The organism is Streptomyces sp. NPDC041124 (assembly GCF_055592385.1).
Window position 1 is genome coordinate 371,389 of record NZ_JBVIYR010000005.1, and the last position, 23,273, is coordinate 394,661.

Annotated in this window: 18 protein-coding genes and 2 pseudogenes; 14 read left to right on the top strand and 6 right to left on the bottom strand. The window is 71.5% G+C overall.

The window, feature by feature from the left end:
• Nucleotides 1-95: 95 nt before the first annotated feature.
• From ACZ6A9_RS16555 to ACZ6A9_RS16570, 4 genes are all read left to right on the top strand, one after another.
• On the top strand, nt 96-1,769 hold the full coding sequence (locus ACZ6A9_RS16555; protein WP_468985372.1) for a DEAD/DEAH box helicase: 1,674 nt from the start codon (nt 96-98) through the stop codon (nt 1,767-1,769).
• A gap of 164 nt (nt 1,770-1,933) precedes the next feature.
• Nucleotides 1,934-2,287: an SCO5918 family protein gene (locus tag ACZ6A9_RS16560; RefSeq protein ID WP_468985374.1), complete on the top strand. Its 354-nt coding sequence runs from the start codon at nt 1,934-1,936 to the stop codon at nt 2,285-2,287.
• A 146-nt stretch (nt 2,288-2,433) separates the two neighbouring features.
• Nucleotides 2,434-3,201 (top strand): sulfite exporter TauE/SafE family protein, encoded by a 768-nt coding sequence (locus ACZ6A9_RS16565; protein ID WP_468985377.1) that lies wholly within the window; start codon nt 2,434-2,436, stop codon nt 3,199-3,201.
• A 104-nt stretch (nt 3,202-3,305) separates the two neighbouring features.
• A complete protein-coding gene (locus ACZ6A9_RS16570) occupies nt 3,306-4,721 on the top strand; it encodes a cellulase family glycosylhydrolase (RefSeq protein WP_468985381.1) in 1,416 nt (471 codons plus the stop codon).
• A gap of 66 nt (nt 4,722-4,787) precedes the next feature.
• Here the strand turns inward: ACZ6A9_RS16570 and ACZ6A9_RS16575 are convergent, their stop codons facing one another.
• A complete protein-coding gene (locus ACZ6A9_RS16575) occupies nt 4,788-5,585 on the bottom strand; it encodes an SDR family NAD(P)-dependent oxidoreductase (protein ID WP_468985383.1) in 798 nt (265 codons plus the stop codon).
• A 172-nt stretch (nt 5,586-5,757) separates the two neighbouring features.
• Here ACZ6A9_RS16575 and ppk2 point away from each other — a divergent pair, with 172 nt between their 5' ends.
• On the top strand, nt 5,758-6,762 hold the full coding sequence (gene ppk2, locus ACZ6A9_RS16580; protein ID WP_468985385.1) for a polyphosphate kinase 2: 1,005 nt from the start codon (nt 5,758-5,760) through the stop codon (nt 6,760-6,762).
• 5 nt (nt 6,763-6,767) lie between these two features.
• On the opposite strand, the gene yicI is transcribed toward ppk2, so the two are convergent.
• On the bottom strand, nt 6,768-9,038 hold the full coding sequence (gene yicI, locus ACZ6A9_RS16585; protein ID WP_468985387.1) for an alpha-xylosidase: 2,271 nt from the start codon (nt 9,036-9,038) through the stop codon (nt 6,768-6,770).
• A gap of 292 nt (nt 9,039-9,330) precedes the next feature.
• Between yicI and ACZ6A9_RS16590 the strand changes: the two genes are divergently transcribed.
• From ACZ6A9_RS16590 to ACZ6A9_RS16605, 4 genes are read left to right on the top strand one after another with little or no spacing between them, the layout of a single operon-like run.
• The gene (locus tag ACZ6A9_RS16590; RefSeq protein WP_468985390.1) at nt 9,331-10,590 is read left to right on the top strand and encodes an ABC transporter substrate-binding protein; all 1,260 of its coding nucleotides are present in this window, start codon (nt 9,331-9,333) and stop codon (nt 10,588-10,590) included.
• 11 nt (nt 10,591-10,601) lie between these two features.
• Nucleotides 10,602-11,555: a carbohydrate ABC transporter permease gene (locus tag ACZ6A9_RS16595; RefSeq protein ID WP_468985392.1), complete on the top strand. Its 954-nt coding sequence runs from the start codon at nt 10,602-10,604 to the stop codon at nt 11,553-11,555.
• Between the two features lie 5 nt (nt 11,556-11,560).
• Complete coding sequence (locus ACZ6A9_RS16600) at nt 11,561-12,388, top strand: carbohydrate ABC transporter permease (protein ID WP_468985395.1); 828 nt, start codon at nt 11,561-11,563, stop codon at nt 12,386-12,388.
• Nucleotides 12,389-12,420: 32 nt separating this feature from the next.
• Nucleotides 12,421-13,800 (top strand): GH1 family beta-glucosidase, encoded by a 1,380-nt coding sequence (locus ACZ6A9_RS16605; RefSeq protein ID WP_468985398.1) that lies wholly within the window; start codon nt 12,421-12,423, stop codon nt 13,798-13,800.
• A gap of 13 nt (nt 13,801-13,813) precedes the next feature.
• On the opposite strand, the pseudogene ACZ6A9_RS16610 reads toward ACZ6A9_RS16605, so the two are convergent.
• Both ACZ6A9_RS16610 and ACZ6A9_RS16615 read right to left on the bottom strand, forming a co-directional pair.
• Nucleotides 13,814-14,118, bottom strand: a pseudogene (locus tag ACZ6A9_RS16610) (SpoIIE family protein phosphatase); the annotation flags it as partial.
• Nucleotides 14,119-14,295: 177 nt separating this feature from the next.
• Entirely contained in the window at nt 14,296-15,723 is a 1,428-nt protein-coding gene (locus ACZ6A9_RS16615) for a cellulose binding domain-containing protein (RefSeq protein WP_468985401.1), read from the bottom strand.
• A gap of 305 nt (nt 15,724-16,028) precedes the next feature.
• Here ACZ6A9_RS16615 and ACZ6A9_RS16620 point away from each other — a divergent pair, with 305 nt between their 5' ends.
• A complete protein-coding gene (locus ACZ6A9_RS16620; RefSeq protein ID WP_468985403.1) occupies nt 16,029-16,883 on the top strand; it encodes a GntR family transcriptional regulator in 855 nt (284 codons plus the stop codon).
• 131 nt (nt 16,884-17,014) lie between these two features.
• The gene (locus ACZ6A9_RS16625) at nt 17,015-18,220 is read left to right on the top strand and encodes a glycoside hydrolase family 64 protein (RefSeq protein WP_468985405.1); all 1,206 of its coding nucleotides are present in this window, start codon (nt 17,015-17,017) and stop codon (nt 18,218-18,220) included.
• 73 nt (nt 18,221-18,293) lie between these two features.
• Here the strand turns inward: ACZ6A9_RS16625 and ACZ6A9_RS16630 are convergent, their stop codons facing one another.
• Both ACZ6A9_RS16630 and ACZ6A9_RS16635 read right to left on the bottom strand, forming a co-directional pair.
• Complete coding sequence (locus tag ACZ6A9_RS16630; RefSeq protein ID WP_468985408.1) at nt 18,294-19,634, bottom strand: vanadium-dependent haloperoxidase; 1,341 nt, start codon at nt 19,632-19,634, stop codon at nt 18,294-18,296.
• 358 nt (nt 19,635-19,992) lie between these two features.
• A pseudogene (locus ACZ6A9_RS16635) lies at nt 19,993-20,157 on the bottom strand (helix-turn-helix domain-containing protein); the annotation flags it as partial.
• 227 nt (nt 20,158-20,384) lie between these two features.
• Between ACZ6A9_RS16635 and ACZ6A9_RS16640 the strand changes: the two are divergent.
• From ACZ6A9_RS16640 to ACZ6A9_RS16650, 3 genes are read left to right on the top strand one after another with little or no spacing between them, the layout of a single operon-like run.
• Nucleotides 20,385-21,482: an AI-2E family transporter gene (locus tag ACZ6A9_RS16640; RefSeq protein WP_468985410.1), complete on the top strand. Its 1,098-nt coding sequence runs from the start codon at nt 20,385-20,387 to the stop codon at nt 21,480-21,482.
• 34 nt (nt 21,483-21,516) lie between these two features.
• On the top strand, nt 21,517-22,734 hold the full coding sequence (locus ACZ6A9_RS16645; protein WP_468985412.1) for a cysteine desulfurase-like protein: 1,218 nt from the start codon (nt 21,517-21,519) through the stop codon (nt 22,732-22,734).
• Complete coding sequence (locus ACZ6A9_RS16650; protein WP_468985414.1) at nt 22,727-23,254, top strand: DUF1990 family protein; 528 nt, start codon at nt 22,727-22,729, stop codon at nt 23,252-23,254. The genes ACZ6A9_RS16645 and ACZ6A9_RS16650 overlap by 8 nt, the downstream gene beginning before the upstream one ends.
• The last annotated feature ends 19 nt before the right edge of the window (nt 23,255-23,273 follow it).

The following is a 23,273-nucleotide window of genomic DNA, read 5'->3' on the forward strand; positions in this document are numbered from 1 at the left end:
GTGACCACTTCGATCCGGCTCGTTCTTGCAATTCCCTGCATTGTTCCACTGCGGCGGACATTCCTTGATACGTGCCACATCAGGGAAGGTTCCACTTGACACAGGCTCGTGCGAACAATCGAACGACCCGCGCCCGCTCCGGCGGACAGGGATTCACCAAGGGAGGCCGCCGCACGGGAGCCGCGGCCGACCGCGTCGGCGCGCAGCGGCGCCCCAAGGGCTCCGGCGGCCGGCGCACCCCGGTGACGGGCGAGTTCGCCCTCCCGGTGACGACCACCCCCGCGCTCCCCGCGGTGGACGCCTTCGCCGAACTGCCCCTGCCCGCCGAGATCCTGGCCACCCTCGGTCAGGAGGGTGTGACGCTGCCGTTCCCCATCCAGGCGGCCACGCTGCCGAACTCCCTGGCCGGCCGGGACGTGCTCGGCCGCGGCCGCACGGGTTCGGGCAAGACCCTCGCCTTCGGCCTGGCGCTGCTGGCCCGTACGGCGGGCCGGCGTGCCGAACCCCGCACGCCGCTCGCCCTGGTCCTCGTCCCCACCCGCGAACTGGCCGGGCAGGTCACCGACGCGCTGACGCCCTACGCCCGCTCGGTGCGGCTCCGGCTGGCCACCGTGGTCGGCGGGCTGTCGATCGGCAAGCAGGCGTCCGCGCTGCGGGCCGGCGCCGAGGTCGTCGTGGCGACGCCCGGGCGGCTCAAGGACCTGATCGAGCGCGGGGACTGCGTCCTCGACGAGGTCGGCATCACCGTCCTCGACGAGGCCGACCAGATGGCCGACATGGGCTTCATGCCGCAGGTCACCAGGCTCCTCGACCAGGTGCGTGCCGACGGCCAGCGGATGCTCTTCTCGGCCACCCTCGACCGCAACGTCGACCAGCTGGTACGGCGTTACCTGACCGACCCGGTGGTCCACTCCGTCGACCCGTCCGCGGGCGCGGTCACCACGATGGAACACCACGTCCTCCACGTCGACGACACGGACAAGCGCCGGACGACGACCGAGATCGCGGCGCGCGACGGCCGGGTGATCATGTTCCTGGACACCAAGCACGCGGTGGACCGGCTCACCAAGCACCTGCTGAACAACGGCGTGCGCGCGGCCGCGCTGCACGGCGGGAAGTCCCAGCCCCAGCGCACCCGGACCCTCACCCAGTTCAAGGACGGACAGGTGACGGTGCTGGTGGCGACGAACGTCGCGGCCCGGGGCATCCACGTCGACAACCTCGACCTGGTCGTCAACGTCGACCCGCCCAGCGACCCCAAGGACTATCTGCACCGTGGCGGACGCACCGCCCGCGCCGGCGAGTCCGGCAGCGTCATCACCCTGGTGACCCGCGACCAGCGGCGCGAATTCAGCCGGCTGATGACCCAGGCCGGCATCACACCGAGCATCACCGAGGTGCGGTCGGGCGACGCGGAACTGAACCGGATCACCGGCGCCCAGGCCCCCTCCGGTGTTCCCGTCGTCATCGCGGCGCCGGTCGTGGAGCGCCCCCGCCGTGCCGCGGCCTCCTCGTCCCGCAACCGCCGGGGCGGGCGCACCGCCCAGGGCCGTTCCGGGCAGGGCCGCAACACGCAGGCCCGCACGGCCGAGGGCCGCACCACCGACGGCCGCACTTCCGAGGAACGCCCGGCACAGGGCCGCAGGACACAGGCCGGCCGTACGGCACAGGACCGCCAGGAGCAGGGCCGCAACACCTCCGGGCGGCGCACGGGTGAGGCACCCCGCCGCAAGCCGCGGACGAAGCCGTCAGGGGAGCGCGCGGCCTAGCACGGCACCGCGTCCCACGACGTCATGACGACAAGGCGACATGACGACATGGCGGTACGGCCCCGCTCGTCATGTCGCCCCGCCGTCTCCTCCCCGACTCCAGCCCGCCGCCGGCCCCCGTCCACCCGGGGCCGGCCCGCTCCCTTCTCCCCATGTGAGGCACCATGCGCTGTGTCATCGCCCGCTACCCGTTCGACCTGACCAAGGCCGGCGTCCTGGAATCGATGAAGGGCATCACCCCCGAACCGGTCACGGGGGAGTCCGTGACCGTCGGCCGCCGCCGCTACCCCGTCAAGCAGGTGGGACAGGTCATCACCCGGCAGGACCGCCGAGACTTCACCAGCGGCGAGGTCGTCCGGGCCATGACCCGCCTCGGCTTCACCTGCCATCCGCACCCGGAGGCCGCGCCGCCCGCGCCCGCTCTCTCCCCGCTCGAAGCCGCGTCGGAACTGCTCGGCGGCCAGGTGACCCCGGCCGGCCAGGTCACCCCCGTCGGCCCGGCCGGCCCGCTGGCCTGAAGCACGCCACGGGCGCTCGCCGGAGCCCACCCTTCGGCAGCCGCCGAAGGGTCCACGGGCTAGCGTCCTCCCATGAACGCTTCCCCGCGCTCCCCCCGCCGCCCCCACGCATCACCGGACGGTGACCGGGCGACGGGGGGCGCGGCATGACGCCGGTGGAGATGCTCGGCGTCTTCGCGGCGGGTGCCGGCGCCGGCGCCCTGAACGCGGTCGTCGGCTCGGGGACCCTCGTGACCTTCCCCGTCCTGCTCGCCACCGGACTGTCACCCCTCACCGCCACCGTCTCCAACGCCCTCGGCCTCATTCCCGGCGCCGTCAGCGGAGCCATCGGCTACCGGCGGGAGCTCGCCGGCCAGGCCCGCCGCGTCCGCAGGCTCGGCATCGGTTCGGCCCTGGGCGGCATCGCGGGGGCGACCCTCCTGCTGGCCCTGCCCGCAGAGGCGTTCGAAACCATCGTCCCTACCCTCGTCGGACTCGCCCTCGTCCTCGTCGCGCTCCAGCCCCTCATCGGCAAGAAGGTGCGTCAGCGGCGCCGGCCGCAGGGCCGGCCGGACCGGCCCGACGGCGGATGGCCGCTCTTCACCGGCCTCACCCTGGCCAGTGTCTACGGCGGCTACTTCGCCGCCGCGCAGGGCATCGTCTACGTGTCCCTCATGGGCCTGCTCCTCGACGAGCCCCTGCAACGCCTCAACGCCGTCAAGAACGTGCTCGTCGCGATCGTCAACACCGTGGCCGCGACCTTCTTCCTCTTCGTCGCCGACTTCGACTGGACGGCCGTCGCGCTCATCGCAGCCGGCTCCGCCCTGGGCGGCCGGCTCGGCGCGGCGACCGGCCGCAGGTTCAGCCCCGCGGTGCTGCGCGCCGTCATCGTCGTCATCGGCACGGTCGCTCTCGCGCAGTTGCTGCTCCGCTGAAACGGGTGACGAGCGCGCTTGTCGTGCACCTTGCCATCCCGGGCGGGCTCTGGTTCCGTCAGGACAGGAAACTTTCCTAACCATCCCGTCCGGACGGAGCCCCCATGACACCGGCACGTCTCCCGTTACGTCCCGCCGTGGCCGCCGCGGCGCTCGCCAGTGCCCTCCTCCTCACCCTGACCACGGCCCCCGCAGCCCTCGCCGCGCCACCCCCCACGAGCGCGGACACCGCACGGGCGGACGCCCGGCTCACCGCCGAGATCACCCGCACCACCACCTGGGACACCGGATACGGCGCCGACGTGTCGATCACCAACGACGGTGACACCCCGGCCGACGGCTGGACCGTCGAGTTCGACCTGCCCGCCGGAACGACGGTCGGCAGTCACTGGTCCGCCACGAAGACCCAGCAGGGGCAGCACTACCGCTTCACCGACGTCTCGTACAACGCCACCGTCGCCCCCGGTGGCCGGCAGAGCTTCGGATTCAACGCCATCGGCACCGGAGCACCCCTCAACTGCAAGATCAACGGCGTCCCCTGCGAAGGTGGCGGCACCCCGGCCGACCCGCCCCCGGCCGGCACCCCCGTGGACGTCAACGGCCGACTCGAGGTCTGCGGCACCGCACTCTGCAACGAGGACGGCCACCCGGTCCAGCTGCGCGGCATGAGCACCCACGGCACCCAGTGGTACTCCCAGTGCCTGACCGGCGGATCGCTCGACGCCCTGGCCGAGGACTGGGGGGCCGACGTGCTGCGCGTGTCCACCTACGTCCAGGAGGGCGGATACGAGACCGACCCCGCGCACTTCACCGACCTTGCCGACTCCCTGATCCGGCAGGCGAGCGAGCGCGGCATGTACGTGATCGTCGACTGGCACATGCTCGACCCCGGCGACCCGATGGCGAACCTCGACGACGCGCGGACCTTCTTCACCGAGATCGCCCACCGCAACAAGGGCCGCGACAACATCCTCTACGAGATCGCCAACGAGCCCAGCGGCGTGAGCTGGTCGCGGATCAAGAGCTACGCCGAGCAGCTCATCCCCGTCATCCGCGCCGTCGACGCTGACGCCCCCATCCTCGTCGGCACCCGCGCCTGGTCCTCGTTCGGTGTGTCCGAGGGCGCCGACGAGTCGGAGGTCGTGAACGACCCGGTCGACGCCTCCAACATCATGTACACCTTCCACTTCTACGCCGACTCGCACCGCGACGCCTACCTGGCCACCCTCTCCCGTGCCGCCGACCGCATCCCGGTGTTCGTCACCGAGTTCGGCACCCAGAACTACTCCGGCGAGGGCGCGAACGACTTCACCATGTCGCAGCGCTACCTCGACCTGATGGCGGACAAGAAGATCAGCTGGGTCAACTGGAACTTCTCCGACGACCACCGCTCCGGTGCCGTCTTCCGCACCGGCACGTGCGACAACGGCGGCCCCTGGACCGGCACGTCGTCGCTGAAGCCCGCCGGCGTCTGGATCCGCGACCGGGTCAGGACCCCGGACACCTTCCCCGCCGGCTGACCCGCCCCGTCCCCGCCCGTCCGGTGCCCGCGCCGGACGGGCTGGGACGGCGGCACCTCCGCTCCCTCAGGGCAGGATCGAGTCGACGTAGCCGCCGTCCACGCGCAGCGCCCCGCCCGTCGTGGCGGACGCCTGGTCGGAACTGAGATAGACGACCATGTTCGCGATCTCCTCGGGCTCGATCAGCCGCTGCAGCAGCGACTGCGGCCGGTGCTCGCGCATGAAGGCGCGCTGCGCCTCCTCCCACGGGAGGTTCCGGTCCACCAGTTCGTGGACGAAGTCCTCCACCCCGCCGGTGTGCGTGGGCCCGGCGACGACCGAGTTCACCGTGACGCCCGTCCCCGCCGCCTGCTTGGCGAACCCCCGGCTCACCGCGAGCAGTGCCGTCTTGGACATCCCGTAGTGGATCATCTCCGCCGGAGTGACGATCGCCGAGTCGCTGGTGATGTACTGCACGCGCCCCCAGCCGCGCTCCGTCATGCCCGGCAGGAAGAGCCGCGTCAGCCGCACCGCGGCCAGGACGTTCACCTCGAAGTAGCGCCGCCACTCCTCGTCGGTGATCTCCAGCGGGTCGGCGGACCCGAAGACGCCCAGGTTGTTGACGAGGATGTCCACCCGCCGCCCCAGGGCCTCGGCCACCTGCTCGGCGCCCGCCTCGGTGGTCACGTCCGCGGCGACCGGCACCACATCGGCGCCGGGCACCTCGTGCTCGATCGCGGCGGCGCTCCTGCGCACGCGTCCGGTGGAGCGCCCGTTGACCGCGACCCGGGCGCCCGACCGGGCGAGCCCGACGGCGATCGCCGCCCCGATGCCCTGGGTGGAACCGGTGACCAGCGCCGTACGGCCCTTCAGATCGATCTGCACGTCCTGCGTCCCCTTTGCCCTGATCGCGGAGGAAGGCACTGCTCGCCCGTCGGCTGTCTACGCAACGTACCCGTCCGGGGACACTGCCGCTCCCGGGGCAAGTCCTCGGATTACCGCACCTGGTCTGCGGACATACGCTTGCCGTAGAGAACCGGAAGAGGCGGGAGACGACGTGACGGCCGAACACGCGGACACGCCGGAGGGCCGTACGGAAGCCGGGACACCGTCCGGCACGAGCGGCGACGATCTGCTCGAAGGGCTGGAGGTGGACACCCGGCGCCCGGAGCGCCCCGTGCTCCTCGACGCCGACGGCACCCCGATCGAGACCTGGCGGGAGAACCACCCCTACGACCGCAAGGTCCGCCGGGCGGAGTACGACCGGACGAAGCGCATCCTGCAGGTCGAGCTGCTGAAGATGCAGCGCTGGGTGAAGGACACCGGCCAGCGGATCGTGGTGGTCTGCGAGGGACGGGACGCGGCCGGCAAGGGCGGCACCATCCAGCGGTTCATCGAGCGCCTCAACCCCCGTGGCGCCCGCGTGGTCGCCCTGGAGAAGCCGACCGAGAGGGAGGCCGGGCAGTGGTACTTCCAGCGTTACGTGGCCCACCTTCCGGCCCGGGGCGAGATCGTCTTCTTCGACCGCTCCTGGTACAATCGTGCCGGGGTCGAGCGCGTCATGGGGTTCTGCTCGGACGAGGAGTACCACCAGTTCCTCCAGCAGACCCCGATGTTCGAGCAGCTGCTCACCGACGACGGCATCATGCTGGTGAAGTTCTGGTTCTCCGTGTCCCGGGCCGAGCAGCGGACCCGGTTCGCGATCCGCCAGGTCGATCCGCTGCGGCGCTGGAAACTGTCCCCGATGGACCTCGCCTCACTGGACCTGTGGGACGACTACACCAAGGCCAAGGTCGAGATGTTCCGGGCCACGGACACCACCCACGCGCCCTGGACCGTGGTGAAGAACAACGACAAGCGCCGGGGCCGGCTCGAGGCCATGCGCAGTCTCCTCGACCGCTGCGACTACCCCTCCAAGGACCACGGGGCGCTGGGCAAGCCCGACCCGCTGATCGTGGGCGCGGCGGACACCCTGCTGGAGGCCGGTGAGGAACCCGCGGTCCTCTCACCGACCCCCCTCGCCGGCCCCGGCCACGGCCCCGGCAGCCACCCGGGGGCCTGACCCGGTCAGCCCAGGGGCACCGTCACCTCGCCCGTGCCCCTCGCCTCGGCCCCGCCGGCGACCCGCACCGTGAACGGGCGGTCGGTCCCCGAGGCCGTGACCCGAAGGACGTCGTCGTCCCACCGGGCCCGGAACGTCGCGGCGGGCAGCCCCGCCCTGTCCGGCACGATCACCTCGGTCGTGCGGCCGGGCTCGGCCGGCGGGTGCGCGAGCAGCACCGGCTCGTCCAGCCAGTCGCCGTCCGGCCGGGAGTCGTCGGCGGCCAGGGGCAGCACGGCGCCCTCGCGGACGTACAGGGGGAGGCTGTCGCAGCCGTGCCGTTCGGTGCGCCAGCACGGGCCGGTGACCCGATCGCCGCTCAGCAGATGGGTCCAGGTCCCGTCCGGCAGGTACACCTCGACCTCGCCGTCCTCGCTGAACACCGGTGCGACCAGGAGGTCCGGGCCCAGCATGTACTGGCGGTCGAGGGGACGGCACGCCGGGTCGTGGGGGAACTCCAGCACCATCGGCCGCATCATCGGCACGCCCGTGCGGTGGGTCTCGGCCGCCGCCCCGTACAGGTAGGGCATCAGGCGGTGCTTGAGCCGGGTGAACCGGCGGGCGACCTCGACGGCCTCGTCACCGAACTCCCACGGCACCCGGTACGACGTGGAGCCGTGCAGCCGGCTGTGCGAGGACAGCAGACCGAACGCGAGCCAGCGCTTGAACACCTCGGGACTGGGCGTGCCCTCGAAGCCGCCGATGTCGTGGCTCCAGAAACCGAAGCCGCTCAGCGAGAGCGACAGGCCGCCCCGCAGCGATTCGGCCATCGCCTCGAAGGACGACCAGCAGTCGCCGCCCCAGTGCACCGGGTACTGCTGTCCGCCCGCCGTCGCGGAGCGGGCGAAGAGCACGGCCTCACCCTGTCCCCGCTCCTTCTCCAGCAGCTCGAAGACGGTCCGGTTGTACAGGTGCGTGTAGTAGTTGTGCATCCGCTCCGGGTCGGAGCCGTCCTGCCAGACGACGTCGGTCGGGATGCGCTCGCCGAAGTCGGTCTTGAAGCAGTCCACGCCCTGGTCGAGCAGCGGCCGGAGTTTCGACTGGAACCAGGCGCGGGCGTCCGGGCTGGTGAAGTCGACCAGGCCCATGCCGGCCTGCCACAGGTCCCACTGCCACACGTCGCCGTTCGCCCGGCGCACCAGGTGCCCGAGGGCGGCGGCCTCGTCGAACAGCGGGGACTTCTGCGCGATGTACGGGTTGATCCAGGCGCTGATGCGCAGGCCCCTGTCCTTGAGTCGGGCCAGCATGCCGTCCGGGTCGGGGAAGACGTCAGGGTCCCACTGGAAGTCGCACCACTGGTACTCGCGCATCCAGAAGCAGTCGAAGTGGAACACGGACAGCGGGATGCCGCGCTCGGCCATGCCGTCGACGAACGACGTCACCGTGGCCTCGTCGTAGGAGGTGGTGAAGGAGGTGCTGAGCCACAGGCCGAAGGACCAGGCGGGGGGCAGGGCCGGGCGCCCGGTGAGGGCGGTGTAGCGGCCGAGGACCTCCTTGGGCGTCGGCCCCGCGACGACGTAGTACTCCAGCGACTGGTCCTCGACGCTGAACTGCACCTCGCCGACGGACTCGGAACCGATCTCGAAGGAGACGGCACCCGGGTGGTTGACGAAGACGCCGTAGCCGCGTGAGGAGAGGTAGAACGGGATGTTCTTGTAGGCCTGTTCGCTGCTCGTGCCGCCGTCGGCCTGCCAGACGTCGACGGTCTGGCCGTTCTTGACGAACGGCGTGAAGCGTTCGCCCAGTCCGTAGACCTGCTCGCCGACGCCGAGCGACAGCCGGCTCAGCACGTGGTGCGCTCCCTCGCCGGTCGTGGCGAAGGCCGTGCTCTTGGGGCCGGAGCGGGTCACCTCCCGTCCGTCCGCGTCGAGGAACGTCAGCCCGAAGGGGCCGGCGCCGTCGAGCCGCACGGTCAGGGGACCACTGGTCAGCTCGGTGACCGTGCCGGCCCGGCGTACCGCACCCGCCCCGCCCGGCTCACCGGCCAGCGCGAAGTCGGGCCCCGGCCGGTGCTTGCCCGCGTGATGGGTGACCCGGACACCGATGACGCCCTCGGCGGGGGAGAAGCACTCGACCGTGATCAGCGGGGCGTTGAGGGTGTCGCCCCTGCGTGTCACCTTCTTCACGGAGGCGTATCCGGTGAAGCGCTTCGATTCGGAGCGCACGTCACGCACTTCGGTGGCATAGGTGATCTGGACGCCGTCGCGGATGCGCCAGAAGCCGTCAGTGAATTTCATGGTCTTCCTCGGAGGGTGAGGGCGGCGGAGGGGCGAGTGTCAGCCTCTGACCAGCAACTATGACAGGCGCTGTGGAGCCTGTCACGCCTTGGTGCGACCAGATCGTGCCGCCGGGGGGCTAGCGCGACCGGCTGCCGCTGGCGTATTAGTAATCAGGCCAAACAAATTACACCCGGTGCAGCGCCGAGCAACACCTCGGCGCGATCCGCTTCTCGTCGAAGCGCTTCACCAGACTCCCTGAAAGAGCCACCGGCTCGGCACCGCCGAACCGGTCCCACACAAGGGCCCCACCGTGACAGCACACCTCCCGGTTGCCGCACCCCACCTGCGCGAACGCCCGCGCGGCGCCGCCACCTCGCTGGCAGCCGTCTCCGTCCTCGTCCTCGGAGCCGCGCTGACCGGCTGCGCACAGCAGCGCGACGGCGACGTCTACACCGTGATGAACTCCTCGACCGACGAGACCTACCACCGCTGGGACGCCGAGGCGATGGCCCGCTGCGGCGAGCGGCTGGGGGTCACCATCGAGCAGCAGAGCGTCCCCGCGTCCCAGGTGATGACGAAGGCACTGCGCATGGCCTCCTCCAAGTCCCTGCCGGACATCGTGCAGTTCGACGCCTCCGAGATGCCGACCTTCGCCGAGGCCGGTGGACTGGTCGACCTGCGCTCCCTGGGTCTGGGAACGGAGGGCATCCCCGAGGGCATCGTCGACTTCGGCTCGTACAAAGGCACTTACTACGGCGCGGCCCGTTCCGTGAACACCCTCGCGCTCTTCTACGACAAGGATGTCCTGGACGAGGCGGGCGTCGACGTGCCGACCACCTGGGACGAGTTGCGGCAGACGGCGAAGGAGCTGACCCGGGGCAAGCGGTACGGCCTGGCCCTCAGCGCGGGCGGCGCGGAGGACGGCGTCTTCCAGTTCACCCCCTTCATGTGGTCCAACGGCGGGGACGAGAGGGACCTCGACAGCCCGGAGGTGGTCGAGGCGCTCGACTACTGGAAGACGCTGCTCGAGGACGGGTCCCTCTCCAAGTCCACGGTCAACTGGACCCAGGCCGACGTGAACGACCAGTTCATGGCGGGCAACGCGGCCATGATGATCAACGGACCGTGGCAGGTGGAGACCCTCAACACCAAGAAGTCGCTGAACTGGGAGATCGCACGGATCCCCGTCCCCGAGCCGGGCGCCGACTCGGTGGGACCCCTCGGCGGCGCCGTGCTCACCGTGCCGGACACCGGCGACCCCGAGCGCCAGAAGACGGCCGGCCGCATCGTCGCCTGCCTGGCGGGCGAGGACGAACAGCTCACCTACGCACTGAACAGCTGGATGGTCCCTGCCCACGGGAAGGCCGCCGCCGCATGGCGCGCGCAGGTGCCCGAACTGGACGCGCTGGCCGACCAGGTCGCCGCCGCACGCTCCCGCACCGCCAAGCTCGGCGCCGGCTGGTCGGGCGTCTCGCTCGCCCTGCAGAGCGCCTTCCAGTCCGCCCTGACCGGCCAGTCCAGCGAGGCCGCCCTGCGACGCGCCCAGCAGCGCGCCACGAGCGGGAACTGAGGTACGCCCCCATGACCACCTCCACCGCCACCGCTCCGGCGTCCGCTAAGACGTCCCGCAAGGCCGCGGCGCCCGACCCGGCCCGCACCCGCCGGCGCCGCAGGCTCGCCCAGTGGGGCTTCGTCGCGCCCGCCGTCGTCTTCATGCTGCTGTTCTTCGGCTACCCGCTCGTCCGCAACGTCGTGATGAGCTTCCAGCACTACACCCCGAAGACGTTCTTCACCGGCGAGGCCCCGTTCAACGGCACCGACAACTGGGCGTCCGTCCTCCAGGACGTCCTCTTCGGCAAGGCGCTGTGGCACACCCTGGTCTTCACCGCCGGCTCCCTGCTCGGCCAGTTCTGCATCGGCCTCGCCCTCGCCGTCTTCTTCAACCGCAGGTTCCCCCTCGGCGGTGTCCTGCGGTCGCTGATCCTGCTGCCCTGGCTCGTGCCCATGGTGGTGTCCGGCATCGTCTGGCGACGCATCCTCGACCAGGACACCGGCGTACTGAACACCTTCCTCGACACCCTCGGCCTCGGCGGGAACACCCCGTGGCTGACCAGCCCCGACATGGCCCTGCTCTCGGTGATCCTGGTCAACATCTGGATCGGCATCCCGTTCAACATGGTCATCCTCTACGGCGGCCTCCAGGAGATCCCCAGGGAGCTGTACGAGGCGGCCTCCCTGGACGGCGCCTCCGCCTGGCGGACCTTCCGCTCCGTCACCCTGCCGATGCTCAAGCCCGTGATCACGGTCGTCCTCGTGCTGGGCTTCATGTCGACGGTCAAGATCCTCGACCTGATCCTCGCGCTCACCGACGGCGGCCCCGCCGACGCCACCCAGACCCTGGGCACGCTCACCTACCAGAACTCCTTCGTAGAGCTGGACTTCGGTGCCGGAGCGGTCGTCGGCAACGTACTCATCCTGATCTCCGCGGTGTTCGCGGTGTTCTACCTGCGGGCCAACCGCACCGAGGGGAAGTGACCGACATGGCCGCTCACGCACCCACCGCGTCCCGCCGCCGCTGGGGATCCACCGTCGCGGGGCTGCTCGTCCTCGCCGTGATGCTGTTCCCGCTGTACTGGATGCTCAACACCGCGCTCCAGCCGGACTCCGGCCTGCTCCAGGTCGATCCGGTGCCCGCCGGCCTCGACCTATCCGGGTTCTCCAAGGCCCTCGGCGACCAGGGCGGTCACCTGCTGACCTCGCTGGTCGTCTCGTTCGGCGCCGTCGCCATCTGCCTGGCCGTCTCCGCCCCGGCGGCGTACGGACTGGCCCGCTTCGGCCTGCGCGGGTCACGCACCATCGTCTTCGGCACCCTCATCACGCAGATGGTGCCGGGCATCGTCATCGCCAACGCCCTCTACAGCTCCTACGTCGACCTGGGCCTGGTCAACTCCTACTTCGGCCTGATGCTGGCGGACGCCTCGCTCGGCATCCCGTTCGCCATCGTGCTGATGCGCTCCTTCATGGTGTCCATCCCGGGCGAGGTCGTCGAGGCCGCCGAGATCGACGGAGCCGGGCCGGTACGGGTCTTCCTGCGCGTGGTGCTCCCGATGAGCCGCAACGCGCTGATCACCTCCGGCCTGTTCGCGTTCCTGTTCGCGTGGAGCGACTTCATGTTCGCCCTCACCCTGAACACCACCGACGACGTCAAGCCGATCACGCTGGGCATCTACCAGTACATCGGGGCCCACGTCGGCGACTGGGGCTCGGTGATGGCCGCGTCCGTGCTCTCCGCCGTACCGGCCGCGATCCTGCTCGTCCTCGCCCAGAAGTACATCGCCGCCGGCATCACCGGCGGCTCCGTCAAGTGACCACCGCACACCCCGGGATGGACCCGAACCGCATGAGCGCATTCCCCCTTTTCCCGTCCGGCTTCGTCTTCGGCGCCGCGACCGCCTCGTACCAGATCGAGGGCGCGGCCCGCGAGGACGGCCGGGGCCCGTCGATCTGGGACACCTACAGCCACACCCCCGGCCAGGTCGCGAACGGCGACACCGGCGACGTGGCCTGCGACCACTACCACCGCTACCCCGAGGACGTGGCCCTGCTCCGCGACCTCGGCGTCGGCTCGTACCGCTTCTCGATCGCCTGGCCGCGCATCGTGCCCGACGGCTCCGGCCCGGTGAACCCCAAGGGCCTGGACTTCTACTCCCGTCTGGTCGACGAGCTGCTCGACGCCGGCATCGAGCCCGCCGCCACCCTCTACCACTGGGACCTCCCGCAGGCGCTCGAGGACCGCGGCGGCTGGCGGGTGCGGGAGACCGCCGAACGGTTCGCCGAGTACACGGCCGTCGTCGCCGGCCACCTGGCCGACCGGGTGCCGCGCTGGATCACCCTCAACGAACCCTGGTGCAGCGCCTTCCTCGGCTACTCCGTGGGACGCCACGCCCCGGGAGCCCGCGAGGGGCGGGGCGCCCTGGCCGCCGCCCACCACCTGCTGGTCGGTCACGGACTGGCCGTCCGGGCGCTCCGGGCCGCCGGGGTCCGCGAGGCCGGCATCACCCTCAACCTCGACCACCACCTCCCCGCCACCGACTCCGCCGCCGACCGGGAAGCCGTCGTACGCGCCGACACCCTGCACAACCTGGTGTGGACGGAGCCGATCCTCGCCGGGCGCTACCCGGACACCGAGGAGGACACCTGGGGTGAGCTGATCACCGCGCAGGACTTCCGCCGCGACGGCGACCTGGAGCTGATCGCGCAGCCGCTGGACTTCCTCGGCGTCAACTACTACCGGCCGATCGTCGTCGCCGACGCCCCGTACCGGGAGAGCGATCCCGCCCTGCGGGTGGCGACCGACAACCGCTACACCGAGACACCGATGCCGGGGGTCCGCCGCACCGCGATGGGCTGGCCGGTGGCCCCGGACACCCTCACCGGCCTCCTGGTGGACCTGAAGGAGCAGTACGGCGACGCCCTGCCGCCGGTCCACATCACCGAGAACGGCTCCGCCGAGGACGACGAGGCGGGCCCCGACGGCGCCGTGCACGACGCCGACCGCGTGACCTACCTGCGCGACCACCTCACCGCACTGAGGGCCGCCATCGACGCGGGGGTCGACGTGCGCGGGTACTACGTGTGGTCACTGCTCGACAACTTCGAATGGGCCTTCGGCTACGACAAGCGCTTCGGCATCGTCCGGGTCGACTACGGGACCCAGAAGCGCACCCCCAAGGACAGCTACCACTGGTACCGCCGCATGATCACCGCTCAGCGCAGCTGACGCGGGCCGCGCGTCAGGCCGCGCCCTCACGTTCGCCGGCGGCAGGCGTGGCACCGTGGGGGCGCGCCCCGGCGCCCGCGGGCCCCGCGCCCGCGGTCCCGGCGGCGAGCGGCTTGCGCGGCAGGAGCAGCGCCGCGTCGTCGTGCAGCCGGCCCCCCACGTGGTCCAGCAGCTCCCGGTGCACCGCGGCGAGCCGCGGGCCGGCTCGTCGCACAGATGCCGGGCGAGGCCCTCGGCCAGGGGGGAGAACTCTCGGCCGGCGTCGCGGGCCTCCGTGACCCCGTCGGTGTAGGGCAGCAGCTGGTCCCCCTCGCCGAATCGCCGCCTCCAGCAGCCGGAAGGCACGCTGCACGCAGGAGGTCAGCGTCGGGCTCGCACCCATGGGACCAGCCTGCGCCGCTCCTCCGCGCCAGGCCAGGGCTGCCCGCGCCGGGATCGTGTCCTTCCCCCGGCTGGTGGGCCGGGGGAGTGGCGCGGGCAGCGCGCCGGTCCGCGTCAGGGGGCGGGTACCTCGTCCACGAAGGACGTCCCGGCGCCGCGCAGCGCCTGGACCCTCGCGGCGACCTGGGCCGGCGTGAGCACCTGGTCCTTGACGTGCAGGACGTAGTCGACCTGCTGGTCGTAGGCGCGGGGCGTGGTCGACGTCTGGCCGTCGAGGTCGATCAGCCACTGGTTGAAGTTGATCGACATGGGACGCTCGGGCAGGTACGCGGCGTCGTGGGTGCCGAAGTGCCGTCCGTCGACGTAGTAGGTGATGGCGCTGTCGTCGATGGTGACGACGAGGTCGTGCCAGCCGGCGAAGCTCTGCCGGCTCTTGCTGTGCTGGTTGACCGCCTGCCAGGGGTCGGGGTCGTAGGTCTCCCAGGAGGTCGTGTACAGGATGTTGGACGGCTCGCCCCAGCCTCCGTTGGGCAGGTACTCGAAGTCGTACTCGGCGTAGTCGTCGGCCATGGGCGCCTTGAGGTCGTTGATGGTGAAGAAGGTCTGGACGACCCGGTCGCCGTCGGGCCCGTACGCGGGGGCGTCGGAGAACCGGACGCGGGCGGCGTAGGTGCCGTTCTTGAACTTCGTCGCGCGGGTGAGGACTTCGGTGTGGGTGGTGGAGGCGCCGGTACCGGCGGTGGAGGTCCGCAGGTTCATCACCGAGGTGCCGCCCGGGGAGGCGAAGGTGACCTGCGACGGGTCCCAGGTGGCGCCGGGCACTCCGGGACCACCGGAGTCGGCGCGCACGCTCCAGCCGTGCGCGGAGAGGGCCGGGTCGGTGTGCGAGGCGTAGGCGAAGTCGTCGAACAGGGTCTGGCCGCCCTCGCCCGGCGGATCGGTCGGGTCCGTGGGATCGGTGGGGTCGTCGCCCTCGGGGGCGGTGCCCCACACCGTGGCGCCGGCGAGCTGTGCGGTGACCTTGTGCCAGTCGGTGTACGAGGTCCGGTCGCCGCCGAAGGAGTAGTCGTCGCTCTGCCGGAGCGTCTGCCAGTCGGAGCGGTGGAAGCGCAGTTGCATGTCCCCGGTGTCGGTGCCCGGGGCCAGCGAACCGGCGGCCGGGGTGAAGCCGATCTCCAGATAGCGGTCGGCCGTGGCGGTGGGGTGGGCGAGCGTTCCGAAGGTGCCGGTGACGGAGGAACAGCCCCTGACCGCCCAGGAGCAGGCGAAGCGGTACGAGACACCCGGGGCGTCGGCCGTGAAGTAGTAGCGGATCTTCACCTGGCTCAGCTGCACGGGCGAGGAACCGGTGTTGCGGACCTTGAACCAGGGCTCGCTCTGATCGGCGGTGGCTCCGCCGGAGCCGGTGCGGTACTGCACGGTGACGGCGCCCTCGGCAGCGGCGGCGGGGGCCGCGGGAAGGCCGGCCAGAGCGGCGCTGCCCAGCAGGGCGGCCAGCGCGAGTGCCGCGCGGGTGCGGCGACCGGTGGGACGAGTACTCATCCGTGGTCCTTTCACGGTGGGGGTGGCGCACGGTGGGACGTCGGTGCGGCGCGCGTGGGGGCTGCCGTACGACGGGGAGTGCTGGGTGGCGGCCCGGCCCTCCGGATTGACCAGTTGGCCGCCGAGGCTTTACCAGTCGATGTCGAGAGAAGGTGGCATAGACCAATGGGGCCGTCAACCCTTGTGTCAAAGAGGGGAGTTGAGCAGCGCGTGGCTCCTCTCTCCGGCCACCGGACCAGTTATGGTCGGAGCCGTACCAGTGGCCCGACGGCCCGCCCGCGTCCGCCGACGAACGGGAGTCCCGCATGGAGATCGACCCCGCCGCCTCAGGCGCCGTGCTCAAGCGTGAACGGGTCCGCGACGCGATCCTGGAGCTCGTCGAGGCACGGCGCCCGGGCGACGCCATCCCCTCGGAGCGAGCCCTGTGTGCGCGACTGGGCGTGTCCCGCCCGACCTTGCGTGCCGCGGTGGACGAACTCGTGGTCGCGGGGCTGCTGGTGCGCGAGCACGGACGCGGCATGTTCGTGGCGGCCGAGAAGATCACCCAGGAACTGGTCTCCGAGCGGGACTCCCTCACGCTGCCCCGGGCCGGCGGGGTGTGGGCCGGCAGGATCCTGGAGTTCCGCACCCTGCCCGCGGGTGCCAGGGTGGGCCGGAGACTGCGCGTGTCGCCCGCGGCGCGCGTCCGTTATGTGGCGCGGCTCCGGCTGGTCGACGGCTCGCCCATGGCCATCGAGCACCTGCACGTCCCGGCGGACCTGGTGCCCGGTCTCACCCGGCAGGAGCTGGAACAGGGCGACCTGTACGAGCACTTCCGGGACCGGCACGGTGTGCGGGTCGGTGAGGCGGTGCAGTCCATCGAGCCCACCGTGGTGACCCGTGCCGAGGCGGACCTGCTCGACGTGCCCGAACTGTCGCCCGCCCTGCTGTTCGAGCGGCTCACCACCGACACCGGCGGGCGCCCGGTCGAGTACGCCCACTCCCTCTACCGCGGCGACCGCTACCGCATCGTGTCCCGGCTCGCACTCGGATCCGCCGCCGACGGGCCGGATCTGCCGGAGCCGCCGGAGGGGCATCATCCGGGCATCCCGCCGGGCGACTTCGCCGCCGGGGCCCCGGTGACCTCCTCGACCCGGGGCGTGGTGCAGGGCGACAGCTGATCCGGCCTCCGCCGTCCACACGCAGACCCGGAACCTCCGACTCCCGACTGTTGACAGGTTCATACCAGGGCGGGACGCTGCTGAGAGCGCTCTCAGGACGGTTCCCGGCCACGGTCGAACGGAGATGGAGCATGCTGCGCACACTCAAACGCCAGCTCATGGCGGTGGGATTGAGCATCGCCACGGCGCTCGGCGGATCATTGCTCGCCACCGGGGCGTCGTCTCCCGCCCACGCCGCGGTCCCCGACACCATCCCCTTGACGATCACCAACAACTCGGGCCGCGGCGAGCAGGTGTACCTCTACAACCTCGGCACCCAGCTGTCGACCGGCCGGCAGGGCTGGGCCGACGCCGACGGCACGTTCCACCCCTGGCCCGCCGGCGGCAACCCGCCCATCCCCGCACCCGACGCCTCGATCCCGGGCCCGGCGGCGGGGCAGACCAAGACCATCCGCGTCCCGAAGTTCTCCGGCCGCATCTACTTCTCCTACGGGCAGAAGATGGTCTTCAGGCTGACCACGGGCGGCCTGGTGCAGCCGGCCGTCCAGAACCCCACCGACCCCCACCGGAACATCCTCTTCAACTGGTCGGAGTACACGCTCAACAACGACGGTCTGTGGCTCAACAGCACCCAGGTCGACATGTTCTCCGCGCCCTACACGGTGGGCGTCCAGCGCGCGGACGGCAGCACGGTGACCGCCGGGCGGCTCAGGTCCGGCGGCTACAACGGAGTCTTCAACGCCCTCAGGAGCCAGCCCGGAGGCTGGGCCAACCTGATCCAGACCCGGCCCGACGGCACCGTACTGCGCGCGCTGTCCCCGCTGTACGGAGTGGAGACGGGCGCCCTGCCGGCGTCGATCATGGACGACTACATCAACCGGGTCTGGCAGAAGTACTCCGGCTCCACCCTGACCGTCACGCCCTTCGCCGACCGGCCCGACATCAGGTACCACGGCCGGGTCTCCGGCGGCGTCATGCGGTTCACCGACAGTTCGGGCGCCGTCGTCACCAGCTTCCACAAGCCCGACGCCTCGTCCGTCTTCGGGTGCCACCGCCTCCTCGACGCACCGAACGACCAGGTGCGCGGACCGATCTCACGCACCCTGTGCGCGGGGTTCCACCGCACCACCCTCCTCGCCAACCCCGACCAGCCCGACTCCGGCGCTGCCGGCTTCTACCGGGAGCCCGTCACCAACCACTACTCCCGGATCATCCACGCGCACATGGCCGACGGAAAGGCCTACGGCTTCGCCTTCGACGACGTCGGCCACCACGAGTCCCTCGTCCACGACGGCAACCCGCACCAGGCGTCCTTCACGCTCGACCCGTTCGACTGATCCCCCTCCGAGGCGGCCGCAGCACCGCCGGTCCGACCGGATCGGCGGTGCTGGCGATGCCGGTGCCAGTGCCTTACAGCTCCTGGAGTTCGTTGCCGATGATGTACGTGGCCACGTCACGTCCCAGCTTGAGTCCGTCGACGGCGTCCCAGCGGTAGTGGACGCCCAGGTACAGGCGGCTGAGCGCGTTTTCCTCGGCCGCGGCACTGAAGCTGTTGAACGTCCGGTTCCTGACCGGCGACTTGGGCTCGTCGGTGGTGGCGGTGAAGGAGATCTGGTCGGAGCCCAACGCCTCCCTCATCACGGTCTCCCACGCTCCGGCGAAGGTCGCGTGACCGGACGCCCAGGCGGGGAAACAGGGGGTGGACCCCAGCGGCTGCCAGGTCGGGTCGTTCAGGCCCACCTGAATCGCGGAGACGGGCCGCCAGAGGTCGATCGGCGTCTTGTACTTGACATCCCACTCGGCGATCGCACCGTCCGCCATCGCCAGCGACAGCAGCGCGAAGAGCCGTGCCGTCCGGTAGGTCTGCAGGTTCTGCTGGTCGGCGACGGTCGTGGTGATGGCAAGCAGCTGTCCCGGCGGCTTGTAGGTGCCGTCCGCGTCGTTGGCCCAGAACCAGGCCGCGGCCGCCTGGTCGGTGGTGCGCGCCGTCGAGGTCGCCGAGCCGAGCCTGCGCACCTCGTCCACCTGCGCCTGGTACGCCTGGCTCGCCAGGAGCACCTCGTACGTGCCGTAGGTCTCGGGCGTCGCGGGCCGGAACTGCGCTCCCGAGGACAGGACGAACGGCCGTACGAGCCCCCAGTCCGGGTCCACGGCGTCGCTCTCCAGGGCGCAGGTGCCGCCGGTCGGACGCCAGGCGCCCGGCTTGTCCTCCACGGTGTACGACTCGCCTTCGCTGGAGCCGTCGTCGTAACGGGCGTTCCAGATCCGGTCGGCGACCGGCTCGGCCACCAGCGGCTTGAGGACGTCGAAGCTGGTCCACTCGTTGCCGAAGCGCTCCTTGAAGCGGGTGTTGATGAACGTCGTCTGGGCGGGGAAGAGCCGGACCAGGAGGTTGCGCGCGGTGTGGCCGATGACGCGCTCTTCCTCGTCGGGTCCCTCCAGGAAGGGGGCCCCGGAGTACTTGGGCGCCTCCAGGAAGGGTTCGTACTTCAGGGAGTGCCAGGTCCGCTGGTAGGCGCTCTCCGCGTCGTAGATACCCGCGTTCATGATCGCCGCGGCCCTGGCGAGCGGGCCGGGGCCCACGTCCGTCTGCCGCCTGAAGACATCGATCAGTACGGAGTTCCAGAACTGCACCGGCCTGCCGTCGAACGCGGCCGCCTGGGCGGAGCCGGCCGCGGAGGAGGGTGCCGCGGTCGACGCGGTGGCGGTGGTGAGCGGCGCGAGAAGCGCCGCGAGTACGACGAACAGCACGAGCCCGGTTCTTCGGCTCGTGCCTCGCCACGGAATCGGTAGCCGTCTTGAGGGCGGTGAGGCCATGTGCCATCCCCTGTTCCACTGAACCGGCACCCGCTGCACCGGCGCGCGCTCAAGCTAGCGAGTGCCTGCGGCCCCCGGCGTCCCACAGGAGATGGATCGCCGGGTAAACCGGTGTGGTAGTCGGCACCGGTCGCTGCGACCCAGGCGGTAGTGATCCATGGATCGTCCGGTCGTCTCCGGAGGCGGGCAGGCGGCCGAGTTCCGTGATGACGCGGGGAAGGGTCCGGCCACCGACCGTCGAGTCACCCCGCTCGGGCGGGCTTCATGGGACGAACGGAGAGGCCAGGGCGCCTCAAGTGGTGGGGCGGGTGCCGGGGGTGTGGCCGAAGGTGCGGCGGAAGACGTCGATGAAGGGGCTGGCGGATGACCAGCCGCAGTGGTGGGCGACTGCGGTGACGGGGGTGTCGCCGGCCAGGAGGATCAGGGCATGGTGGAGCCTGATCCGGGTGCGCCACTGCGCAGCACGCGTAGGGCCGCCGGACGGACGAGGACGTGCCGAGCATGGTTCCTGCCGCCCGCCGGGGCGAGCCGGGGATACGGCGTGGGATCGGATGGCGCCCTCAGCGGACAGGCACGGCTGCACCTTCCTCGACACCGGCAGGCAGACCAGGCAGCGTGCCGGGCGGTGGCCCGGGCAGGCTCCCGGGTGATCACAGCGGCCCCGGGGCACCGTAAGGTGCCTCCATGTCTGCGACGTTGAACGCGGGGAAGACCCGTTCCGCACTGCGCACCTCGGCGCGCGTCTCCGGTGAACTGCTGCTGGTCCTGGTGGCCGTCGCGGTGGTGCTGTGGATGCTGGGCCGGATGTGGTCGGTGGTCTGGCCCCTCGTGGTCGGTCTGCTCCTCACCACGCTGACCTGGCCCCCGGCCCGCTACCTGCGCCGGCGGGGCATGCCCTCCGCGCTCGCCGCGTCCCTGGTGACCGTGCTGTTCCTGCTGGTGGCCGCGGGCACCGTGGCGCTGATCGCGGTACCCGTGGCGTCGGAGTCCGGCAAGCTGGGCGAGGGCGTCGTCGAAGGCGTCCAGAGGCTGCGGGAATGGGCCGCGGGACCGCCGCTGAACATCGACGACGCTCAGATCTCGGACGCGTTCGACGCCGCGACCGCCCGCATCCAGGACAGCGCCGGTTCCATCGCCACCACCGCCGTCACCGGTGTGAGCACCGTGGTCAGCGGTGTGGTCACGGCCGTACTGGCGCTCTTCCTGATGTTCTTCTTCCTCAAGGACGGCCCGCGCTTCCTGCCGTGGCTGCGCCGCCAGCTCCCCGGCCGCCTCGCGACCGACGTCCCGATCGTGATCGAGCGGTGCTGGCTCACCCTGGGCTCGTTCGTGCGGTCCCAGGCGCTCGTCGGCCTGTTCGACGCCGTCCTCATCGGCCTGGGCCTGTGGATCCTCGACGTACCGCTGGTGCTTCCGCTGGCGGTGCTCACGTTCGTGTCGGCGTTCGTGCCCATCATCGGCGCCCTGTTCGCCGGTCTGGTCGCGGTACTGATCGCGCTGGTGTCCAACGGACTGACGGACGCGCTGCTGGTGCTGGCGATCATCATCGTGGTGCAGCAACTCGAGGGCAACGTGTTCCAGCCCGTGATCCAGAGCCGCGGTCTCGGGCTGCACGCCGCCGTCGTGCTGCTGGCGGTCACCCTGGGCGGCAGCCTCGCCGGCATCGTCGGCAGCCTGCTCGCGGTACCCGTCGCCGCTCTGATCGCGGTCGTCTGGAACTATCTGCGCGAGCAGCTCACCGACCCGCCGCGGGAACCGGCGGCCGACGGCTCACCCAGCTGACCGGCACTCCGCCCGCACCGAGAGGAAGCCCCACGTGACGTACGACCTCACCGCCCTGCGCGCCCAGGTGCCCGCGCTGGCCGCCGGCACCGCGCACTTCGACGGCCCCGGCGGCACCCAGACGCCGCGGCCCGTCATCGACGCCATCAGCGCCGCGCTCTCCGGGCCCCTCTCCAACCGCGGCGGACTCCTGCCCGGCGAGCGCAACGCCGACACGGTGGTCACCGAGGCCCGCCGCGCCATGGCCGACCTGCTCGGCGCCGACCCGGCGGGCATCGTCTTCGGCCGCAGTGCCACCCAGCTCACCTACGACTTCTCCCGCACCCTCGCCGCCGGATGGTCACCCGGCGACGAGGTGGTCGTCACGCGGCTGGACCACGATTCCAACATCCGCCCCTGGGTCCAGGCGGCGGACCGTGCCGGCGTCACGGTCCGCCACGCCGACTTCGACCCGGACACCGGGGAGCTCACCGCCGACGACATCCGGGACCGGCTCTCCGGACGGACCCGGCTCGTCGCCGTGACGGCCGCCTCGAACCTCATCGGCACGATTCCCCCGATCGCCGAGATCGCACGGGCCGTCCACGAGGCGGGCGCCCTGCTGTACGTCGACGGCGTGCACTACGCCGCGCACGCCCTGGTCGACGTCGGGGCGCTCGGCGCGGACTTCTTCGTCTGCTCCCCCTACAAGTTCCTCGGCCCGCACCACGGAGTCCTGGCCGCCCGCCCGGAACGGCTGGAGACCCTCCACCCGGACAAGCTGCTGCCTTCCACGGACACCGTGCCCGAGCGTTTCGAACTGGGCACCCTGCCCTACGAGTTCCTCGCGGGAACCCGAGCGGCCGTCGACTTCCTGGCCGGCCTCTCCGGGCAGCCGGGCGGCGACCGCCGGGCACGGCTCACCCGGACCTACGAGCTGCTCGAGGAGCACGAGACCGTCCTGAGGGACCGGCTCGAGAAGGGCCTGGCGGCCCTCTCCGGGGTCACCGTGCGCTCCCGTGCCGCCCGGCGCACCCCCACTCTGCTGATCACCTTCGACGGCCACCGCACCGAGGACGCCTACCGCTTCCTCGCGCAGCGCGGCGTCCACGCGCCCTCCGGCAGCTTCTACGCCCTGGAGGCCTCCCGCCACCTCGGCCTCGGGGACACCGGTGGACTCCGCGTCGGCCTGGCCCCGTACACCGACGTCGACGACATCGACCGGCTCCTGGCCGGACTGGAGGCCTTCCTGGAGCGGCCGGCGCATGGGTGACGGCACCGGCCTGAGCTACCCGGCCCGCGGTGCCACCGCCCCGGGCAGCCCGCGCTGGCCCGGGTCCCCGGCCGGGTTCCGCCGGTACGAGAGGACCGTGACGGTCGGGCACGGGGACGACACCTGGGCGGCGGCCAGGGACGCCGTGCTGCGCTGGGAGGTCAAACGCCGCAGCGGCTTCTCCGTCGCCCCGACCGACGGAGGCGGCCTGCGGGTGCGGGAGAGAGGGCGGTACACCATCACGGCCGGACCCGGCCGGTTCGCCGTCCGCGAGCCGGTCGAGGTCGTCGCCGTGGTGGACACCGCGAGCCGGTGCGGCTTCGCCTACGGCACCCGCTGGGGCCACCCGGTCAGCGGGGAGGAGGCCTTCGTCGTGCACCGGGGCGGCGACGGCCGGGTCCTGCTGACGCTGCGCTCGCTGACCCGGGCGGCGCCCGCGGGCCCCTGGCGGTTGCTCTTCCCCGTCCTGCTTCTCGTCCAACTCGGTGTCCGCGCCCGCTACCTCCGCGCGCTGCGGTGAACCCCGCCGGGCACGGCGC

Coding starts and splice junctions, on each gene's coding strand:
- ACZ6A9_RS16565 (WP_468985377.1), top strand. CDS start 2,434: ATGACGCCGGTGGAGATGCTCGGCGTCTTCGCGGCGGGTGCCGGCGCC.
- ACZ6A9_RS16570 (WP_468985381.1), top strand. CDS start 3,306: ATGACACCGGCACGTCTCCCGTTACGTCCCGCCGTGGCCGCCGCGGCG.
- ACZ6A9_RS16605 (WP_468985398.1), top strand. CDS start 12,421: ATGAGCGCATTCCCCCTTTTCCCGTCCGGCTTCGTCTTCGGCGCCGCG.
- ACZ6A9_RS16620 (WP_468985403.1), top strand. CDS start 16,029: ATGGAGATCGACCCCGCCGCCTCAGGCGCCGTGCTCAAGCGTGAACGG.
- ACZ6A9_RS16560 (WP_468985374.1), top strand. CDS start 1,934: ATGCGCTGTGTCATCGCCCGCTACCCGTTCGACCTGACCAAGGCCGGC.
- ACZ6A9_RS16640 (WP_468985410.1), top strand. CDS start 20,385: ATGTCTGCGACGTTGAACGCGGGGAAGACCCGTTCCGCACTGCGCACC.
- ACZ6A9_RS16595 (WP_468985392.1), top strand. CDS start 10,602: ATGACCACCTCCACCGCCACCGCTCCGGCGTCCGCTAAGACGTCCCGC.
- ACZ6A9_RS16600 (WP_468985395.1), top strand. CDS start 11,561: ATGGCCGCTCACGCACCCACCGCGTCCCGCCGCCGCTGGGGATCCACC.
- ACZ6A9_RS16625 (WP_468985405.1), top strand. CDS start 17,015: ATGCTGCGCACACTCAAACGCCAGCTCATGGCGGTGGGATTGAGCATC.
- ACZ6A9_RS16615 (WP_468985401.1), bottom strand. CDS start 15,723: ATGAGTACTCGTCCCACCGGTCGCCGCACCCGCGCGGCACTCGCGCTG.
- ACZ6A9_RS16650 (WP_468985414.1), top strand. CDS start 22,727: ATGGGTGACGGCACCGGCCTGAGCTACCCGGCCCGCGGTGCCACCGCC.
- yicI (WP_468985387.1), bottom strand. CDS start 9,038: ATGAAATTCACTGACGGCTTCTGGCGCATCCGCGACGGCGTCCAGATC.